This window comes from Nocardia wallacei (assembly GCF_029869545.1).
Classification (GTDB): Bacteria; Actinomycetota; Actinomycetes; order Mycobacteriales; family Mycobacteriaceae; genus Nocardia; species Nocardia wallacei_A.
Genome location: NZ_JARWQD010000026.1, coordinates 1 through 17,247, shown reverse-complemented (window position 1 = coordinate 17,247; position 17,247 = coordinate 1). Strand labels below are relative to the sequence as shown.

Below are 17,247 nucleotides of genomic sequence, written 5' to 3'. Positions count from 1 at the left end.
CCACCCGCGACGTGACGGGCTACCGGGCCCTCGCCGCCGACCCCCGCGGCGCCACCCCCCCCACCGCCGGCGTCCACGCCACCAGCCCCGCCGTCGTCGCCGCCCTCGCCGCCGCCCGCCGCAACCAGCGCCCCGCCCCGGTCGGGCAGCTCATGCCGTGGAGCCCCGCCACCGTCCTCATCGCCCGCCCCGTCGGCACCGGCGTCCAGGTCAACGGCGCCGTCCTCATCCAGGCGGGCACCGACCGCGCCCGCGCCGACATCCTGCGCACCTGGGGCATCGCCGCCGCCGGCGCCCTCGCCGCAATGGCCGTGTTCACGGCCCTGGCCCTGGTGCTGACACGCTGGGTGCTACGCCCGCTGGCCGACCTGTCCGCCGCCGTCGCCCACCTCACCGCCACCCTCCCCAAACCCCGCACCGACACCCGCGCCACCACCATGACCCGCCGCCACGGCGGACCACCGGAGATCCGCGCCGTCGCCGAATCCTTCGACGCCATGGCCCTGGCCGTCGTCGACTCCACCGAGGCCCAGCACCAGCTCGTCGCCGACACCGCCCACGCCATGCGAAACCCGCTGGCCGCCTTGACCATTCGCCTCGACTCCCTGGAACCCGCCATACCCGAACACGCCGCCGCCACCTTCCGCGGCGCCACCGCCGAACTCGAACGGCTCACCGGCCTGCTCGACGGCCTGCTCACCCTCGCCGTCGCCGAGGGCACCGACTTCGAACCCGGCGCCACCCCCGCACCCGCCGCCTGCGACGCCGTACAGGTCGCCCAGGACCGCGCCGACGCCTGGCACAGCGCCTTCGAACACGCCGGGCTCACGCTCACCACCGAGACCGGCGCCGAACGCCTCGACGCCGCCATCGACGCCGACGTCCTCGCACAGATACTCGATGTGGCACTGAGCAATTCGTGCCGCTACGCCGGAACCGGCGCCCACACCCGCCTGCGCACCGACAGCACCGCCGACACGATCACCCTCACCGTCACCGACGACGGCGTCGGCGTCCCCGACACCGAACTCGACCGCCTGACCACCCGCTTCTTCCGCGGCTCCACCGCCGCCGCCAGCGGCTCCGGACTCGGCCTGCCGATCGCCGCCGCACTGCTCAATGCCCGCGACGGCAGCCTCACCATCGAATCGGCACACCCGCACGGACTCACGGTCACCATCAACCTGCCGCGGGCGGCACGCTCGTGAACCGCCGCCGATTCCTGTGCACGACAGGCACACTCGCGACCGCGGCACTGGCCGCCGGATGCGGCGAGGGCGGCCCGCCCACCGTGCGCCTGGCCGCGGGCGAGGTCGGCGGCTTCTACCACGCCTTCGCCACCCAGCTCGCCGCCACCGCCGCCGACGCCGGAACCGTCCACATCGAACCGGTCACCACCAGCGGATCGTTCGCGAACCTGGCCATGCTCGACCGCGGCGACGCCGATGCCGCACTGGCCCTTGCCGATTCGATCGAAGCCGACCCCGGCACCGACCGGCTGTTCGCGCTCGGCCGCGTCTACGAGAACTACATCCAGCTCGTCGTCCGCGCCTCCAGCGCGCTGCGCACCGCCTCCGACCTGCGCGGGCACCGGGTGAGCCTCGGCGCGCCCGGATCCGGGGCCACCTTCACCGGCGAACGACTGCTGCGCGCGGCCGGTCTCGATCCCGATATCGACGTCCGCGTCACCCATCTGCCGCTGCGGGGCGCGGTCACCACCCTCACCGACGGCGTCATCGACGCCCTGCTGTGGGCCGGCGGCGTCCCGACACCGAGCTTCGACATCCCGCGCACCCTGCGCCTGATCGACCTCGGCGACCTCGCCCAGCCCATGCGCGACCGCTTCGGCTACCTCTACGACCGCGTCGTCATCCCCGCCGACGCCTACCCCGGCACACCCGCCGTGCGCACCATCGGCGTCGCCAACCTCCTCGTCACCACCCGCACCCTGCCCGATGACGCCGCCGCCGCACTCACCGAACTGCTCATCACCCGCGCCGACCGCCTGGTACCCAGCGAGGCCGCCGGGACCCAATTCCTCGACGCGCGTTCGCTGATCGGCACCGACGGGGTGGCGCTGCACCCCGGCGCGGCGACGGTGTATCGCCGTCATCACGGGTGAATGGGCCGGGATGTCCAGGGGGACAAGGTAGTTCACGTTTCCGGCGCATAACGGAACACAGGAAGGGGCCAGGGGAGGGGAGAGCGCCGACGGCAACCGAACCACCGCCACCGCACGTATAGAAAGTTGCGCGACAACGGTGCGCTCGTGTGGGATCAGAAGGCCGACCCCGCGTCGGCGCGGCAGTACCGGGGAAGGAACCGACACCAATGCGCCCACTGGGATCCGACGACCCGACCACCATCGGCCCGTACCGGATACTCGGCATCCTCGGCAGCGGCGGCATGGGACGCGTCTACCTCGGCCGCACCGCAGGCGGCCGCACCGTCGCCGTCAAGGTGGTGCGCCCCGACCTCGCCGGAAACACCGAATTCCGCACCCGATTCCGGCGCGAGGTCACCGCCGCCCGCCGCGTCGCGGGCCCCTACACCGTGCCCGTCCTCGACGCCGACGTCGACACCTACCGCCCCTGGCTCGCCACCGGATTCGTCTCCGGCCTCGCACTCACCGACGCCGTCGACAGCTACGGACCACTGCCCGAACCCTCACTGCTCACCCTCGCCACCGGACTCGCACACGCCCTCACCGACGTCCACGCCACCGGCCTGGTGCACCGCGACCTCAAACCCTCCAATGTCCTGCTCGCCGTGGACGGCCCGCGCGTCATCGACTTCGGCATCGCCCGCGCCGTCGAGGACACCGCCCTCACCACCACCGGCCAGATCATCGGATCCCCGGGCTACATGTGCCCCGAACAGATCACCGGCGACGCACCCGTCGGCCCGCCCGGCGACGTCTTCGCCCTCGGCGGGGTCCTGGTCTTCGCCGCCACCGGCAACGCCCCCTTCGGCAACGGCGACTCCATCCCCATGCTGTGGCGCGTGGTCCAGCAGGAACCCCGCCTCGACGGCGTCCCCGACACCCTGCGTCCCCTGATCGCGGCCTGCCTGGAGAAGAACCCCGAATCCCGGCCCACCCCAGCACAACTCGTCCAGGACCTGGCCCGCCTCGGCCACTCCGACACCCGCGGCTGGCTCCCCGGCCCGATCCTCGAAGACATCAGCCGCCGCGCCATCGCCCTCCTCGACCTCGAGCCCACCACACCACCCACCGACGCCACACCACCACCCGCGTACGTCGGTGCGCGCCAACCACATCCCGGCCCCACGGTCGTACGCGACCTCCCCGGCAAACCCACCCGCCGCACCAAACGCACCACCCTCACCATCGCCGCAGCCGCAACAACCCTGATCACCGCCACCACCGGCGGCATCATCGCCTACAACCTCACCTCCGACAACAACACCCCCGCCACCGCAGCCGCCCCCTCCCACCCCCGAACCTCCGCCGCATCATCTGCCGCGATGCCCCGCGACTACATCGGCACTTGGAAGGGGACCGCCACCGACGGGCTCGCGACATTCGACGTCGTCGTCACCCTCAAGGCCGGAAAGGTCGGGGAGGAGGTCGGATCCGCCACCAACACCGGAAGCACCAGCCATATGACGTGCAAGCGCGCGGAGACATTGACCGCCGTCGACACCTCCGGCATCACGCTGCGCGCCAAGCTCACCAGGGGCGACACCACACCGGGTATCGGCTGCGACGACGACGGCAAGACCTCGACATTGAAAAGGAACGGCGACGGCACCGCCACCTACAGCATGACCGGCCGGTTCGGCGATATCACCGGCACCGTGCGCCGCCAATAACCCTCAGACCACGAGTTCGAAGATGTCTCCGTTGTTTACGTGGTCGTAGAGGGCCTTGGCGCCGTCGGGGGTCATGCGGATGCAGCCGTGGGACTGTTCCTCGATGGGGCCGATGTGGGTGGCGATATCGCCGTTGAAGAACACTGCCCAGCGCATTTCGGCGTGGTGCATCGTGCTCCAGTGATATTCCTTTTTGAATGCCGCGCGGAAGACGCCCGGGGGAGTCTCGTAACCCGGTCGGCCGTGCGAAATCGGGGTCGGTCCGTAGACCACCTTGCCGTCGCCGTCCAGCAGCCAGGCCTCGTTGGTCGACAGGCGCATGCACACCTTCGCGCCCTCTTTGGTGCACGGCGCCAGCACGGGCGCCGGAGGCACGATGGCGGGCATGCCCGGAATGGCCGGTGTGCCGAAGTCCGGTCCACCCGGCCACAGCGGTTCGGCCGCCGCCGGTCCCGCCACGCACAACCCCGCCGCCGCCACACCCACACAGACGGCCGATCGGACCGTCCAACCCAGATAACGCTTGCCGCTCATCGAGCCACCGACCTCTCTAGCCGCGCCCGCCGCGAATGACGGGTGACAGGACCGTCTCGAGCATTCCGACAAACCGGAGATAATCAATAGTAATCCGCTACTGTGCGCACGGATCCGCAAATGAAAGGACTTCACCACGATATTCGCTACGGAAACGACATTTCCGCGGCTACGACCAGGAATCTGCCGAAGTATCACCGCTTCGTCACATCTCACCATTTCGTCACTGTGACGAATTATCAGGATCGTCCGGGCCACAGGGGACCGGCAGTCCAATCGCACCAAAGCGACCGATTGGAATCTTTTCGCCCAAATGGCCAGACGGCCGAAAAATCTCCTAGCGCGGATCTGTGAGATTTGAACCCCGGAGACCCGCGCACTCAACCACGCCATCCGCGGGGAGGATGCGTACGCCAAACCCAGGCGAGACCACCCAAAGCCAAACCAACTGCAGCGCAGCGCATTTACCAAGCCCAGCACCCCCGTTGTTACGCCGATAATCGACATTATGTCAGGTAATCTGCGGGAGTCCGGGGAATCGCCCCTCGCCCCAGCCTGGGACACGACTATGCCCGGAATGTGGTTGAAGAACCTCGGCGGGGTGTGAAGTGGCGGGCCTTGTCCGTCCAATGCGGATCGAACGCGGATTGGTGCAAGTAGGCGCCACTCCCCTCGGTCTGGGGAGGCTCCGCCTCATCACGTTAAAACGTCACGGTGACGAATTGGGGTCTGCCGGGTCTTCTCTCGGCGCACGCTTGCGGTGAACCCTGCCCGGGTCGAACGTTGCGATCTCCGGGATCGCTTCGGTCAGGGCGGTGACCGTGGTTGTGAAGAGTTCGGCGCCGATTTCGGCGGTGGCGGCGGTGGGGTCGCCGATCACGCCTGATTCGGCGAAGTCGTCGGCTAGCCAGCCGAATCGGACCGGCTTGCCGAAACCGATGTGCGAGTTGGCTTGGATCGTGTGTGGCACAGCGGGTTTCGCCGCGCTCATATTCACCAGCTCCGGGCGCAGGTGCAGCATCATCGACGTCTCCGCCCAGCCCGCGTGGATGCCGAATCCCGCTTCGGTGGGTCCGGGCCGGGCGGGCGCGGCGTAGAGGAAGGTTTGCAGGTCGAATCGGCGGCGCAGTTCGCGCAGCGCGACCTCCAGCAGTGCCGAATTTCCGCCGTGGCAGTTGACGAACAACAGCCGCCGGGCGGGTGTCGCGGCGATGCTGCGTCCGAGGTCGACCACGGTCCGCATCAGGGTGTCGGCCCGCAGCCACATCGCTCCCGGCAGGTTCGCGTGTTCGTCGGATTTCGTGTACGCCAGCGGCGGGAGGAGCCACACGTCCTGCCCGTCGGCGACGGCCCGGGCGTGTGCCGCGGCGGTCACGGCTTCGGCCATGACCAGGTCGGTGCGGAGCGGCAGGTGGGGTCCGTGGGGTTCGATCGCCCCGGTCGGCAGGATCAGGATCGAATCTGGGTGCAGCGCGTCGCCGATCTCGGCGGTGCTGAGGTCGGCGAAATGCCTTGTGGCCGTGGTCATTGCTGCCACCTTCCCGGGTTCAGCAGGCCCTTGGGGTCGGTGGTGGCGGCGAGCGCCTTGACCCGGTCGGCGTCGAGGTCGACGTAGGACTGGTGTGGTGAGTGCACGCGCACGCCGAGCGCCTCGAGCTCCGGTACCCCGGCGTAGACCTGCTCGGGGTCGCGGTAGATCCCGTTGATCATGCCGAACATGGTCCGGTGGCCGACCTCGAGGTGCAGCATGCCGCCCGCGTAGACCTCCTCCACCTCCCGTAGCCGGGTGACGAGGGCGTCGCCTTGGCATTCCATGTGAAAGTAGGTGCCGGGCACGGCTTTCTGCAGCCACCAGGTGGGGTGGTTGTAGGACAGGGTGCTCAGCCGCACCGTGTCGGCCAATCCGGAGCGGATCGCCTCGATGCGTCCGCCCGCGGCCTCGAGCGTGGCGGCGGTCTCCCCCACCGCGGCCGCGTCGATGATGCCGCGGACGTTGGCGCGTCCGCGTACGAGGGCCGGATCGTGCGGCAGTGCGTCGACGATGGTGGCGCAGTCGGCGGAGAGCAGCCGCGGCAGGGGTTCGATCGTGGCGGCGCGGTAGGCGGCGGGGAACGCGTCGTGGTGGGAGTCGAAGCTGGCGTACAGGCATCGCCAGTCCTGGAGTGGTTCGATGCGGACGGTCGCCGCGACGATGATTCCGGCGACGCCGTAGGTGTGCACCATCGGTTGTGCCGCAGCGCCTTCCAGGTGCACGATCTCGGCGTTCTCGTGTGCGAAGACGACGTCGAGGGATTCGACGAATCCCATGTGGTTGCGGCCGTGCGCGATGGTGCCGGTGCCCGCCGAGCCGCCCGCCAGGAAGCCGCCGAGGGTGGATTGCACGGTCGAGGGGTACATCCACAGCTGTTTTCCGGTGTCCCAGGCCGCTTGTTCGAGGGCGATCATCCTGGTGCCCGCCTGGGCGGTGACGGTTGTGTCGGTCATGGCGGTGATGCCCGCGAGCGAGGTCATGTCCATGACCAGTCCGCCGAAGCGGGGCACCACCTGCCCGTAGTTGCCGGTTCCCTTGCCGCGGGCGGTGATCGGGATGCCGTGGCGTACCGCGGCGCGGACGATGGCGGGTACCTGTTCGGTGGATTTGGGGTAGCAGACGGCGTCGGGACGTCCGAGGGGTTGTCGGGCCGAGAGGATGGGGCTCATGCCGGAGCCGTCGCGGGCGGCGCGGTCGAGGGCGCGGTCGAGGGTGCTGATTCCGCGGGGGCCGAGCAGGGCGAGTAGTTCGTCGATGAGGTCGTCGAGTTGGTCGGGGCCGAAGTCCGGGCGGCCGGTGATCAGTGTGTCTGTCACTGGGCGAATCCGATGCTGGGGTCGAGGAAGCGGTTGGTGGCGAGTTGTTCGGGTGTGAGGCCGGGTGGTGTGGTGATCTGTTGGGTGGCGAGTATCGGTTTGTTGATGTCGATGACGCGTTGCACCCGTGCGGTGTCGAAGTCGCCGACGGTGGTGTCGGTGCCGTTGCCGACGACGCCGGTGGTGCGCATTTTCTCGGTCGCGTAGGCGGCGCTCTCGGCGCTGTAGACCCATCCGGTGTCGTATTGGTCGACGGCTCGCAGGATCACGTCATTGGTCTCGGCGGGGTCGGCGAAGTAGTCGACGGCGGCGCGCTGCATGACCGGGACCAGGCGTTGCAGGCAGGCCGAGTTGGCGTCCAGCTCCCCCGTGCGCACCGACAGCGCGGATTTGTAGATCGGGTATCCGGCGTCGTGGAGGAGTTGGTAGGCGATGGGTTTGTGCCACTGGTCGATTTCCTTCTCGTACAGGTGGGGTTCGGCGCTGGCGAATCCCTGCTGTGCCTTGGTGCCGCCCGCGGCGACGAAGGTGGAGGGTGATCCGTCGTAGCTGCCGTCGACCTGGTTCTTGTCGAGGATGCCCGCGCCGGTGAGGTAGTCCATGTAGGCCGAGCCCTCGAAGTAGAGCACCGTGGCCTTGGTGGCGCGCAGGTCGGCGATGGTTTTGACCTGTGGGTAGGTGGCGGGGTCCCACATGATCATCTGGGGGTTGATGTCGAGGGAGGCGAAGACTCCGGTGGTGGGGTTGGTGGCCGCGGATTGCAGGGCCTGGTCGGTGTCGACGTAGCCGAGCAGGATGGCGGGGTCCTGATACATCTGTGAGGTGACGGATTGGAAGCCGATCGCGGGTCCCCCGGATCGGATCTCGAGGTCGACGCCGGTGTATTCGCCGCGGTCGAACAGTGGTGCGGTGACCTTCTTGGCGCCGGCGTCGTAGGTCGGGTCGGGGCCGAGCATCTGGTAGAGGCTGCCGTGTTCGGCCTCGGGGTTCCAGTCGGTTTGTACGACGATCTTGGCCGGGCAGACGGCTTTCAGGTCGACGTCGCCGATCGGTCCGCTGTAGCCGGAAGTGGCTGTGGTGCTGTCGGTTTGGGCGCATCCGGTGAGGGCGGCCAGGCCGAGGGCGGCGGCGCCGGCGGTGGCGCGCAGGGTGTGTGAGAACCGGCGTGGCGGGTTGGGCATGGTTGCTCCCGTGGGGTGTTGCGGGGTCGGGTGTGTTCAGTGGCGGCCGGTGTCGTGCCAGGCGCCGACGAGGCGTCGCGAGAGCCATCCGAAGAGTGCGAAGACGCCGACGCCGAGGGCGGAGGCCAGCAGGATGGAGGCGAACAGTTGTGGTGATTGCAGCCGTGAGCGGTAGTTGTCGATGAGGATGCCGATGCCGGGGTCGCCTTGTTTGAAGAAGAAGTCGCCGACGATGGCGCCGACGACGGCGAGTCCGGCGGAGATGCGGATGCCTGCGAAGATGGCGGGCAGGGCGGCGGGGAATTCGAGTTTGCGGAGTACGGTCAGTCGTGGTGTGGCGCGCAGGGCGAACAGTTCGCGCAGTCCCTTGTCGACCGATTTCAGTCCGAACAGGGTGTTGGACACGATCGGGAACAGGGCGATGAGGACGCAGACGAGGACGCGGGCGGTGAATCCGAAGCCGAACCAGAATCCGATGAGCGGGACCAGGGCGAGGATCGGGATGCATTGTAGCACTACGGCGTAGGGGAACAGTGCGGTTTCGGCCCAGCCGGCTTGTGACATGAGGACCGCCCAGACGATGCCGAGTATGACGGCGATGGCGAGGCCGGTGGCGGCGACGGTGGCGGTGCGCTGTAGGGCTTGCAGCATGTCGGGGGCGGCGGGCCCGAGCAGGCCTTTGGTGACGACGTGGTGCGGGGGTGGCATCAGGAATCGGCGTGCGGGGGTGAGTAGGACGTAGGTGATGAGGTACCAGGCGCCGAGGACGAGGGCCAGGACGGTCAGCGGGGCGATGACGGTGCTCGGTTTCCAGTGTCGCGCCGGGGTTTTCGTTTCGGTGCTCATGGCTGGCCTGTTCGCAGTGTTGTCGAGATCCGGTTGGCGAGTGCGGTGAATTCGGGGGTGAAGCGGATGTCGGGGGTGCGTGGGAAGTCGAATGGGATGTCGAATTCGGTGATGATGCGGCCGGGTCTGCCGGACATGACGGCTACGCGGGAGGAGAGGTAGACGGCTTCGGTGACGGAGTGGGTGATGAACAGTCCGGCGAATCGGCGGGCGGCGAACAGTTCGGTGATCTCGTCGCCGAGGTGTTCGCGGGTGATCTCGTCGAGTGCGGCGAAGGGTTCGTCGAACAGGAACAGTTCGGGGTCGACGGTGAGTGATCGGGCCAGTGAGACTCGCATGCGCATGCCGCCGGACAGTGTGCGGGGTAGCTTGCCGGCGAATTCGGTGAGGCCGACCAGGTCGATCGCGGCGTCGGCGCGGCGGTAGCGTTCGGTTTTGCCGATGTGGTCGAGTTCGGCGAGCAGTGCGACGTTGTCGCGGACGGTGCGCCACGGTAGCAGGGTGGCGTCCTGGAAGACGTAGCCGATGCGGTTGGCGCCGATCTGGGTGTAGCCGCCGGTGGCGGTTTCGAGGCCGGAGGCGATGCGCAGCAGGGTCGATTTGCCGCAGCCGGAGGGTCCGACGACGGCGACGAATTCGCCGGTGCGCACTGTGAGGTCGATGCCGCCGAGGGCGGTGGTGCCGCCGGGGTAGGTGAGTTCGGTGGATTCGAATCCGAGCACCTGGGTGCCGGGGCGTGGCGCGGCCTGTGCCATGGTGGGTGCTGTGGTCATGAGGTCTCCAGTACGGCGAATCCGGCTGTGCGGTAATCGGTTCGGCTGATCGAGACGATCGCGCCGTCGCGGATGACGATGCGGTCGGCGGGTGCGTTGGCGATGATGTCGACGAGTCCGGTGCCGCGTACGGCGAGGAGTTCGGCGCGGGCGCCGACCCGTGTTCCGGCGGCGGGTAGGCCGAGGACTTCGCGGGCGCCGTCGGTGACCATGTGCACGGCTTGTGCCGGTGTTGTGTGTCCGGCGGTGATGAGGAGTGCGGCGGTTTCGAGGGCGTCGCTGCGGCCGATCGGGTTGAAGGGGTCGCGGACGTTGTCCGCGCCGGCGGCGACGGGGATGTTCGCGTCGAGCAGTGCTGACAGGGCGGTGAGTCCGCGGGGTGTCGCGGCGGGGTGGTCGCGGCCTTGGAGGTACAGGTTGGTGATGGGGAGGCTGATGATGCCGAGGCCGCTGCGTGCGACGGCGGGTAGCAGGTCGGCGAGTTCGTCGGGGCTCATGGTGCCGAGGCGGCAGCAGTGTCCGGCGGTGCGGGTGCGGTGGGCGGGCCAGGTGCGGACGCGGTGGGCGTAGTGGGCGAGGGTGTGGTGGGTGCCGTGCAGGAATTCGTCGACGTGCAGGTCGATGCCGGTGCCGCGGGTTTCGGCGGTGTCGAGCAGGCGTTCGAGTTCGGTGATCGGGTTGGGTGCGATGTGTGGTGCGCCGCCGACGAGGTCGGCGCCGGTGTCGAGTGCGGCGTGTAGTAGGGCGTTTTCGGCGGTGGGTGGTGTGAGCGCGACGATCTGGATGTCGATCAGTCCGGCCAGTTCTCGGCGGACGCGGTCGAGGGCGCGGATGGCGCGGAGGGGGTCGGGGCCGTCGAGGATGTCGGCGTGGGTGCGGATGGCGGTGGTGCCGTTGCGCAGCAGGGTGGTCGCGGCGGTGGTGGCGCGGTCGTGGAAGGACTGTTCGGTGAGGGTGGCGCTGCCGTGGCGCCAGGATTCGATGGCGGCGCCGAGGTCTCCGAACGGTGGTGTGAGGGTGTCCCAGGACAGGGCCTTGTCCAGGTGTGCGTGGGGTTCGGCGGGTGCGGTGAGCAGGACGAATCCGGTCATGTCGAGGATGTCGTCGGCGGGTTCGCCGGGGGGTGCGGTCGGGTGGATGGCGGCGATCACGGCGTGGCCGTCGCGGTGGCCGATGTCGATGTCGACGACGGCGCCGTCGGGCAGGGTTGCCCCGCGCAGCCGCGAAATATGCTGCGGCAAGGGAGGTTCCATGGTGGTCCTTCGGCGGGTGGGGGGTGTGGTGGCCGGTGCCGTGGCTGGTCGGCGGGGCGGGGGCTGCTAGTGTCGATGTTGATGTGATCAACATTTGAAACTATTCAGCGACCGTATTTCCGGCAGGTGAACTCCTCGGCTACGGTCCTGTTAATTCGACGGATGGTGATGTGCCGGTGGGGAACACGACCAGACCGATGCCCGACGACGCGCAGCTGGCGCTCGGCGCCGAGATCCGCCGCAGGCGGCGCGAACGCGGGCTCACCCTGGTGCGGCTCGCCGAACAGGCACAGATCTCGCATCCGTTCCTGAGTCAGCTCGAACGCGGACTGGCCAGGCCGAGCATGCTGACCCTGGCGCGCATCGCGGATGCGCTGGACACCACGCAGGTCGAGCTGATGCTCGCCGCCGATCCGCGGGGCGGTGAGGCGGCCGGGACAACTCTCGGCACACAGGTCGTTCGCGCGGGCGAGGGACTGCGGCTGCCGCGCGGGGTCGCGGGGCGGGGGGAACCGGAGGGGTCGAGCAGGCTGCTGGTGCACGGCCGCGCCGCCTTCTATCCGCAGGAATTCGTCGAGGTGCACACCGAGTTCGGGCCGTACTTCGAACACGACGAGGACGAATGGATCTATGTGGCGGGCGGCGCCGTCCTGGTCGATCTCGGTGGCGCCGGGCGGGCTCGTCTGGCCGAGGGCGACAGTCTCTACTACACTGGCGGCACACCGCACCGGTGGCGTGTGGTGGATTGCCCGAGCGCCAGGCTTGTCGTCGTGAAAGCCGCTGGGCGCCAGGCGGATTCCGTGGCTGGGATCGATCAGGCGGGGCCCGACGAGAGGCCCTGATGCAAACCTCGGACGTAGTGCCCGTCGTCGTGCGGGACCGTCGCCGGCTGGCCGACGACATCGACGAATTCACCCTCGCGCGCCCGGACGGCGCTCCCCTGCCCGGCTGGGCGCCGGGTGCCCACATCGACCTGCTGCTCGACGACGCCACGGTGCGGCAGTACTCGCTGTGCTCGGATCCCGCCGACACCACCGCGTATCGGATCGCGGTGCTGCGTGAACCGGACGGGCGCGGCGGTTCGGTGCGGGCGCACGCGTTGCCGATCGGCGCGGCGGTGGCGATTCGCGTGCCGCGCAACCACTTTCCGCTCGTCCCGGCGCTGGCCTACGTGCTGATCGCGGGCGGCGTCGGGATCACCCCGATACTCACCCTCGCCGCGGCGGCGCGCCGCAGCGGGCGGCCGTGGCGGCTGATCTACACCGGTCGCGACGAGTCGAGCATGGCCTACGCCGACGAGGCGGCCGACAGGTTCGCGGCCACCGTCCACTGTTCGGCCCGCGACGGCCGTCTCGACCTCGGCGCCGCGCTGGCGGATCTGGCTCCGGGTACCGCCGTATATGTCTGCGGCCCAGCGGGTTTGATCGATGCCGCGCAGTCCGCGTGTGCCGGGCAGCGCGCCGTGGACGTGTTCGCGGAGCGGTTCGTCGCACCCGATCTCGCGGTGGCCGCCGGGGGTGCGCCGTTCGAGGTGTCGCTGGCCGTCTCGGGGCTGACGTTCACCGTCGATCCGGGCGAGTCCATTCTGGCGGCGGTCGAGGCGCGCGGCGTGGCGGCGGTGGCGTCGTGCCGCGAGGGTACCTGCGGGACGTGCGAGACCGAGGTGGTCAGCGGGGAGGTCGACCATCGCGATGCGGTGCTGTCGCCGGAGGAACGCGCCGAGGGCGAGTCCATGATGATCTGTGTGTCGCGCAGCATGAGCGCCCGGCTGGTATTGGAGCTGTGATGAGTGCTACGCCCATCGAATGCCGGTGCGGCTCATGACATTACGCGTACGTGAGGCCCGGGCCGTCGTCGGGGCGCCGGTCGCGGCGGGAGATCTGGACATCGCCGGTCCCGACGATGTCCTCGACGCCGCCGGATGCGTCGTCACGCCCGGGCTGGTCAATGCCCACCACCATCTGTTGCAGTCCGCGTTCCGCACGCTGCCCGGCACCCGCGGCGTCACGATGTCGCGCTGGCTGCCGACGATGGCCGAGGCGTATGCCCGGGCGCGGGTCGACGAGTCACTGGTCTACGCGGCGGCCCGGGTCGGCGTCGCCGAAGCCCTGCTGTGCGGTGTGACGACGGTGGCCGACCATCATCTGACCTGGCCCGCCGCCCTGGTTCCCGGCGACACCGTGGCGCTGGCTCGCGCCACCGAGCGGGCCGCGCGCGAACTCGGCGGGCGGCTGGTCTTCGTGCGCGGGTCCGCCGGTGACGATCCCGAGAACGCCGCGCTCAGTGCGGATCTCATCGCCGGGGCGCTCGCCCCCGCCGGGGTGAGCGCGGACGGCATGGTCCAGGTCGCGGTCGGCCCCGCGGGGGTGCATTCCGACAGCGCGGAGACGTTCCGGCTGCTGGCGGACGTGGCCGACCGGCGGGGGCTGCGGCGGCGCACCCAGGCCAACGAGCAGGTCGACGTCCAGGTCGCGCTGGCCCGCTACGGGCGGCGGCCCCTCGACCTGCTCGACGAATGGGGTTGGCTCGCACCGGATGTCACGATCGCGCACCTGTGCGGCATCACGGCCGCGGAGATCGAGCGGCTGGCCCGGGCGGGCGTCACCGCGACCCATGCGCCCGGTTGTGATCTGCCCATGGGCTGGGGCATCGCCCCGGTCGCCGCGTTGCGGGCGGCGGGCATTGCGGTCGGGCTCGGCACCAGCGGCGGCGGTAGCAACGATGCCGGGCATCTGCTCGCCGATGCCCGGCTGGCCATGCAGGTCGCGCCGCTGGCCGGGCCGCCGCTGTCGGCGCTCGACGTGCTGACCATGGCGACCGCGGGATCGGCCGCCGGACTGGGCCGCCCGGAACTCGCCGCGGTCGCGGGCGGCGACCTCTGCGTCTGGGACGTCGGCGGTGTGGCCGATGCCGGGGTCGCCGACCCGGTCGCGGGCCTGCTCTGGGCGAGTCCGGGGCGGCGGCCACGCCATGTCGTCGTCGCGGGGCGGGTCGTCGTGCGCGACGGCCGTCTGGTCGATGCGGACGAATCCGAGATCGTCGCCGCCCTCGGCCGCAGGCTCGCCGCGACCGTGCACTGAGAGTTTCCCGAAACCACCCCGCGCCAAGACTGGAATCGGTCATACTTCGGAACGTGTCCACGTCTCCGGATTTCGCGCAGATGCTCCGGAACGCCGCGCTGCGCGTGACAGCGCCGCGCATGGCGGTGCTGACCGTGGTGCACGACAACCCCCACTCCGATACCGATTCGATCATCGAACGCGTCCGCCGCACCCTCGGCACGGTCTCCCACCAGGCCGTATACGACGTGCTGCGGGCGCTGACCGCGGCGGGGCTGCTCCGGCGCATCCAGCCTATGGGGTCGGTCGCCCGCTACGAGACCCGCGTGGGCGACAACCACCATCACGTCGTGTGCCGCTCCTGCGGCGTCATCGCCGACGTGGACTGCGCCGTCGGCGAGGCGCCCTGCCTGGCCGCGTCCGACGACAACGGTTTCGTCCTCGACGAGGCCGAGGTCATCTACTGGGGCCTGTGCCCCGACTGCTCCGCCCTGCAGACCACACACCCGTGATCACAGCCCGATTCGCTCACTCTCCGAAAGGAAAACGACGTGCCACAGGAACATCCGCCCATCGGCGAGGCCAATACGGAACCGGCGGAAAACGGTTGCCCCGTCATCAGCGGCCGCCTCAAGTACCCCGCCGAGGGCGGCAGCAACCGTGACTGGTGGCCGAACCAGCTCAATCTGAGGATCCTGCAGAAGAACCCGGCCGTGGCCAACCCCATGGACGAGGACTTCGACTACGCCGCGGAGGTGCAGAACCTCGACGTGGCCGCGCTGCACCGCGACCTGGTCGAGGTCATGACCACCTCGCAGGACTGGTGGCCCGCCGACTACGGCCACTACGGCCCGCTGTTCATCCGCATGTCCTGGCATGCCGCGGGCACCTACCGCGTCAACGACGGCCGCGGCGGCGCGGGGGCGGGCATGCAGCGGTTCGCGCCGCTCAACAGCTGGCCCGACAACGCCAGCCTGGACAAGGCCCGCCGCCTGCTGTGGCCGATCAAGAAGAAGTACGGCAAGCAGCTGTCCTGGGCCGACCTGCTCGTCTTCGCCGGTAACGTGGCGCTCGAGGATATGGGGTTCAAGACCTACGGCTTCGCCTTCGGCCGCGTCGACCAGTGGGAGCCCGAGGAGGACGTCTACTGGGGCCCCGAGCACGTATGGCTCGACGACGAGCGCTACACCGGCCAGCGCGACCTGGAGAACCCCCTGGCCGCGGTCCAGATGGGCCTGATCTACGTCAATCCCGAAGGCCCCAACGGCAATCCCGATCCCCTCGCCGCGGCCATCGATATCCGTGAGACGTTCGGCCGCATGGCCATGAACGATGTCGAGACCGCGGCGCTGATCGTCGGCGGCCACACCTTCGGCAAGACCCACGGCAACGGCGACGCCGACCTCGTCGGCCCCGAACCCGAGGCGGCGCCCCTCGAGGAACAGGGCCTGGGCTGGCGCAGCGCCAACCGCACCGGCGTCGGCGGCGACGCGATCACCAGCGGCCTCGAGGGCACCTGGACACCCACCCCGACCAAGTGGGACAACAGCTTCCTGGAAACCCTCTACGGCTACGAGTGGGAGAAGACCAAGAGCCCGGCCGGTGCGTGGCAGTACATTCCGAAGGACGGCGCGGGCGCGGGCACCGTGGCCGACGCCCACGACCCGGCCAAGAGCCATCCCCCGGTCATGCTGACCACCGACCTGTCGATGCGGGTCGACCCGATCTACGAGCAGATCACCCGGCGCTGGCTCGACCACCCCGACGAGCTCGCCGAGGAGTTCGCCAAGGCCTGGTACAAGCTGATCCACCGCGATATGGGGCCCAAGGTGCTCTACCTCGGCCCGCTGGTTCCCGAGCAGACGCTGCTGTGGCAGGACCCGATCCCCGCCGCCACCCACGACGTCATCGGCGCCGCGGATATCGCGGAGCTCAAGCGCCGCATCCTGGCATCGGGACTGACCGTGCCGCAGCTGGTGTCGACCGCGTGGGCGGCGGCCTCGTCGTTCCGCGGCAGCGATAAGCGCGGCGGCGCCAACGGCGGCCGCATCCGCCTGCAGCCGCAGCTGGGCTGGGAGGTCAACGAACCCGACGAGCTCGCGCAGGTGGTGCGGGTGCTCGAGGGTATCCAGGAGTCGTTCAACGCCGAGCAGAGCGGCAACACCCGCGTGTCGTTCGCCGACCTGGTGGTGCTGGGCGGCGTCGCGGCGGTCGAACAGGCCGCCAAGGCCGCCGGGCACGACGTGCAGGTGCCGTTCACACCGGGCCGCACCGACGCCACGCAGGACCAGACCGACGTGGAGTCCTTCTCCTACCTCGAGCCCGGCGCCGACGGGTTCCGCAACTACCTGGGCAAGGGCAACCGGCTGCCCGCCGAGTACCTGCTGGTGGATCGGGCGAACCTGCTGACGCTGTCCGCGCCGGAGATGACGGTTCTGGTCGGTGGCCTGCGCGTGCTGGGCGCCAACCACAAGCAGTCGCCGCTGGGTGTGTTCACCGACTCCCCCGGCACGCTCACCAACGACTTCTTCGTGAACCTGCTCGATATGGGCACCAAGTGGGAACCGTCCCCGGCCGACGACGGCACCTACGTCGGCACCGACCGCGCCACGGGCGCCAACCGGTGGACCGGCAGCCGCGCCGACCTCGTCTTCGGGTCGAACTCGCAGCTGCGCGCGCTCGCGGAGGTGTACGCGACCGACGATGCGAAGGAGAAGTTCGTGCGCGACTTCGTCGCCGCCTGGGACAAGGTCATGAACCTCGACCGCTTCGACGTGGCCTGATCCCGCCCGACCGGCCCCCGAGCCGGTCCTGAACACCCCGTGGGGGGGGGGGGGGGGGGCCCGCGCCCCGGGGGCGCGCGCGCGGGGGGGCGCGGGGGCGGGGGGGGGGGGGGCGGGCGCGGGGCGGCGGCGCGGGG

At 69.7% G+C, this 17,247-nt stretch carries 15 protein-coding genes; 8 read left to right on the top strand and 7 right to left on the bottom strand.

All coding sequences use genetic code 11. From position 1 onward, the window contains the following. The 3 genes from QH290_RS01395 to QH290_RS01385 form a co-directional block, all read left to right on the top strand. On the top strand, positions 1-1,208 hold a 1,208-nt coding region (locus tag QH290_RS01395), incomplete at its 5' end, for a sensor histidine kinase (RefSeq protein WP_280381745.1). Beyond that, complete coding sequence (locus tag QH290_RS01390) at positions 1,205-2,122, top strand: TAXI family TRAP transporter solute-binding subunit (RefSeq protein ID WP_280263667.1); 918 nt, start codon at positions 1,205-1,207, stop codon at positions 2,120-2,122. The genes QH290_RS01395 and QH290_RS01390, both read left to right, overlap by 4 nt. Before the next feature lie 209 nt (positions 2,123-2,331). Beyond that, a complete protein-coding gene (locus QH290_RS01385; protein ID WP_280381744.1) occupies positions 2,332-3,834 on the top strand; it encodes a serine/threonine-protein kinase in 1,503 nt (500 codons plus the stop codon). Between the two features lie 3 nt (positions 3,835-3,837). Here QH290_RS01385 and QH290_RS01380 read toward each other — a convergent pair whose 3' ends face one another. The 7 genes from QH290_RS01380 to QH290_RS01350 form a co-directional block, all read right to left on the bottom strand. Next, positions 3,838-4,368, bottom strand: coding sequence for a L,D-transpeptidase (locus tag QH290_RS01380; RefSeq protein ID WP_280381743.1), 531 nt, complete (start codon positions 4,366-4,368; stop codon positions 3,838-3,840). Between the two features lie 709 nt (positions 4,369-5,077). After that, the gene (locus QH290_RS01375; protein WP_280381742.1) at positions 5,078-5,896 is read right to left on the bottom strand and encodes a creatininase family protein; all 819 of its coding nucleotides are present in this window, start codon (positions 5,894-5,896) and stop codon (positions 5,078-5,080) included. Next, a complete protein-coding gene (locus tag QH290_RS01370) occupies positions 5,893-7,215 on the bottom strand; it encodes an FAD-binding oxidoreductase (protein ID WP_280263658.1) in 1,323 nt (440 codons plus the stop codon). The genes QH290_RS01375 and QH290_RS01370 overlap by 4 nt, the downstream gene beginning before the upstream one ends. After that, on the bottom strand, positions 7,212-8,396 hold the full coding sequence (locus QH290_RS01365; RefSeq protein ID WP_280381741.1) for an ABC transporter substrate-binding protein: 1,185 nt from the start codon (positions 8,394-8,396) through the stop codon (positions 7,212-7,214). Before QH290_RS01365 ends, QH290_RS01370 begins: the two co-directional genes overlap by 4 nt. A gap of 36 nt (positions 8,397-8,432) precedes the next feature. Continuing rightward, the gene (locus QH290_RS01360; RefSeq protein ID WP_280381740.1) at positions 8,433-9,242 is read right to left on the bottom strand and encodes an ABC transporter permease; all 810 of its coding nucleotides are present in this window, start codon (positions 9,240-9,242) and stop codon (positions 8,433-8,435) included. Further along, positions 9,239-10,015, bottom strand: coding sequence for an ABC transporter ATP-binding protein (locus tag QH290_RS01355; RefSeq protein WP_425303540.1), 777 nt, complete (start codon positions 10,013-10,015; stop codon positions 9,239-9,241). The genes QH290_RS01360 and QH290_RS01355 overlap by 4 nt, the downstream gene beginning before the upstream one ends. After that, positions 10,012-11,268: an amidohydrolase family protein gene (locus QH290_RS01350; protein WP_280381739.1), complete on the bottom strand. Its 1,257-nt coding sequence runs from the start codon at positions 11,266-11,268 to the stop codon at positions 10,012-10,014. The genes QH290_RS01355 and QH290_RS01350 overlap by 4 nt, the downstream gene beginning before the upstream one ends. A gap of 197 nt (positions 11,269-11,465) precedes the next feature. Here QH290_RS01350 and QH290_RS01345 point away from each other — a divergent pair, with 197 nt between their 5' ends. Genes QH290_RS01345 through katG form a run of 5 tightly spaced genes read left to right on the top strand, consistent with a single transcriptional unit; the run spans position 11,466 to position 17,110 of the window. Continuing rightward, complete coding sequence (locus QH290_RS01345) at positions 11,466-12,110, top strand: helix-turn-helix domain-containing protein (protein WP_280263650.1); 645 nt, start codon at positions 11,466-11,468, stop codon at positions 12,108-12,110. Next, a complete protein-coding gene (locus QH290_RS01340) occupies positions 12,110-13,054 on the top strand; it encodes a PDR/VanB family oxidoreductase (RefSeq protein WP_280263648.1) in 945 nt (314 codons plus the stop codon). The genes QH290_RS01345 and QH290_RS01340 overlap by 1 nt, the downstream gene beginning before the upstream one ends. Positions 13,055-13,088: 34 nt before the next feature. Continuing rightward, positions 13,089-14,348, top strand: coding sequence for an amidohydrolase family protein (locus tag QH290_RS01335; RefSeq protein WP_280381738.1), 1,260 nt, complete (start codon positions 13,089-13,091; stop codon positions 14,346-14,348). Positions 14,349-14,401: 53 nt separating this feature from the next. Next, entirely contained in the window at positions 14,402-14,839 is a 438-nt protein-coding gene (locus QH290_RS01330; RefSeq protein ID WP_280263644.1) for a Fur family transcriptional regulator, read from the top strand. 39 nt (positions 14,840-14,878) lie between these two features. Next, the gene (gene katG, locus QH290_RS01325) at positions 14,879-17,110 is read left to right on the top strand and encodes a catalase/peroxidase HPI (RefSeq protein ID WP_280263642.1); all 2,232 of its coding nucleotides are present in this window, start codon (positions 14,879-14,881) and stop codon (positions 17,108-17,110) included. The last annotated feature ends 137 nt before the right edge of the window (positions 17,111-17,247 follow it).

Excerpts from the sequence above, each read along its gene's own strand:
- QH290_RS01385 (WP_280381744.1), top strand. The coding sequence starts at position 2,332 with ATGCGCCCACTGGGATCCGACGACCCGACCACCATCGGCCCGTACCGG.
- QH290_RS01345 (WP_280263650.1), top strand. The coding sequence starts at position 11,466 with ATGCCCGACGACGCGCAGCTGGCGCTCGGCGCCGAGATCCGCCGCAGG.
- QH290_RS01380 (WP_280381743.1), bottom strand. The coding sequence starts at position 4,368 with ATGAGCGGCAAGCGTTATCTGGGTTGGACGGTCCGATCGGCCGTCTGT.
- QH290_RS01365 (WP_280381741.1), bottom strand. The coding sequence starts at position 8,396 with ATGCCCAACCCGCCACGCCGGTTCTCACACACCCTGCGCGCCACCGCC.
- QH290_RS01355 (WP_425303540.1), bottom strand. The coding sequence starts at position 10,015 with ATGACCACAGCACCCACCATGGCACAGGCCGCGCCACGCCCCGGCACC.
- QH290_RS01375 (WP_280381742.1), bottom strand. The coding sequence starts at position 5,896 with ATGACCACGGCCACAAGGCATTTCGCCGACCTCAGCACCGCCGAGATC.
- QH290_RS01360 (WP_280381740.1), bottom strand. The coding sequence starts at position 9,242 with ATGAGCACCGAAACGAAAACCCCGGCGCGACACTGGAAACCGAGCACC.
- QH290_RS01340 (WP_280263648.1), top strand. The coding sequence starts at position 12,110 with ATGCAAACCTCGGACGTAGTGCCCGTCGTCGTGCGGGACCGTCGCCGG.
- QH290_RS01350 (WP_280381739.1), bottom strand. The coding sequence starts at position 11,268 with ATGGAACCTCCCTTGCCGCAGCATATTTCGCGGCTGCGCGGGGCAACC.
- QH290_RS01335 (WP_280381738.1), top strand. The coding sequence starts at position 13,089 with ATGACATTACGCGTACGTGAGGCCCGGGCCGTCGTCGGGGCGCCGGTC.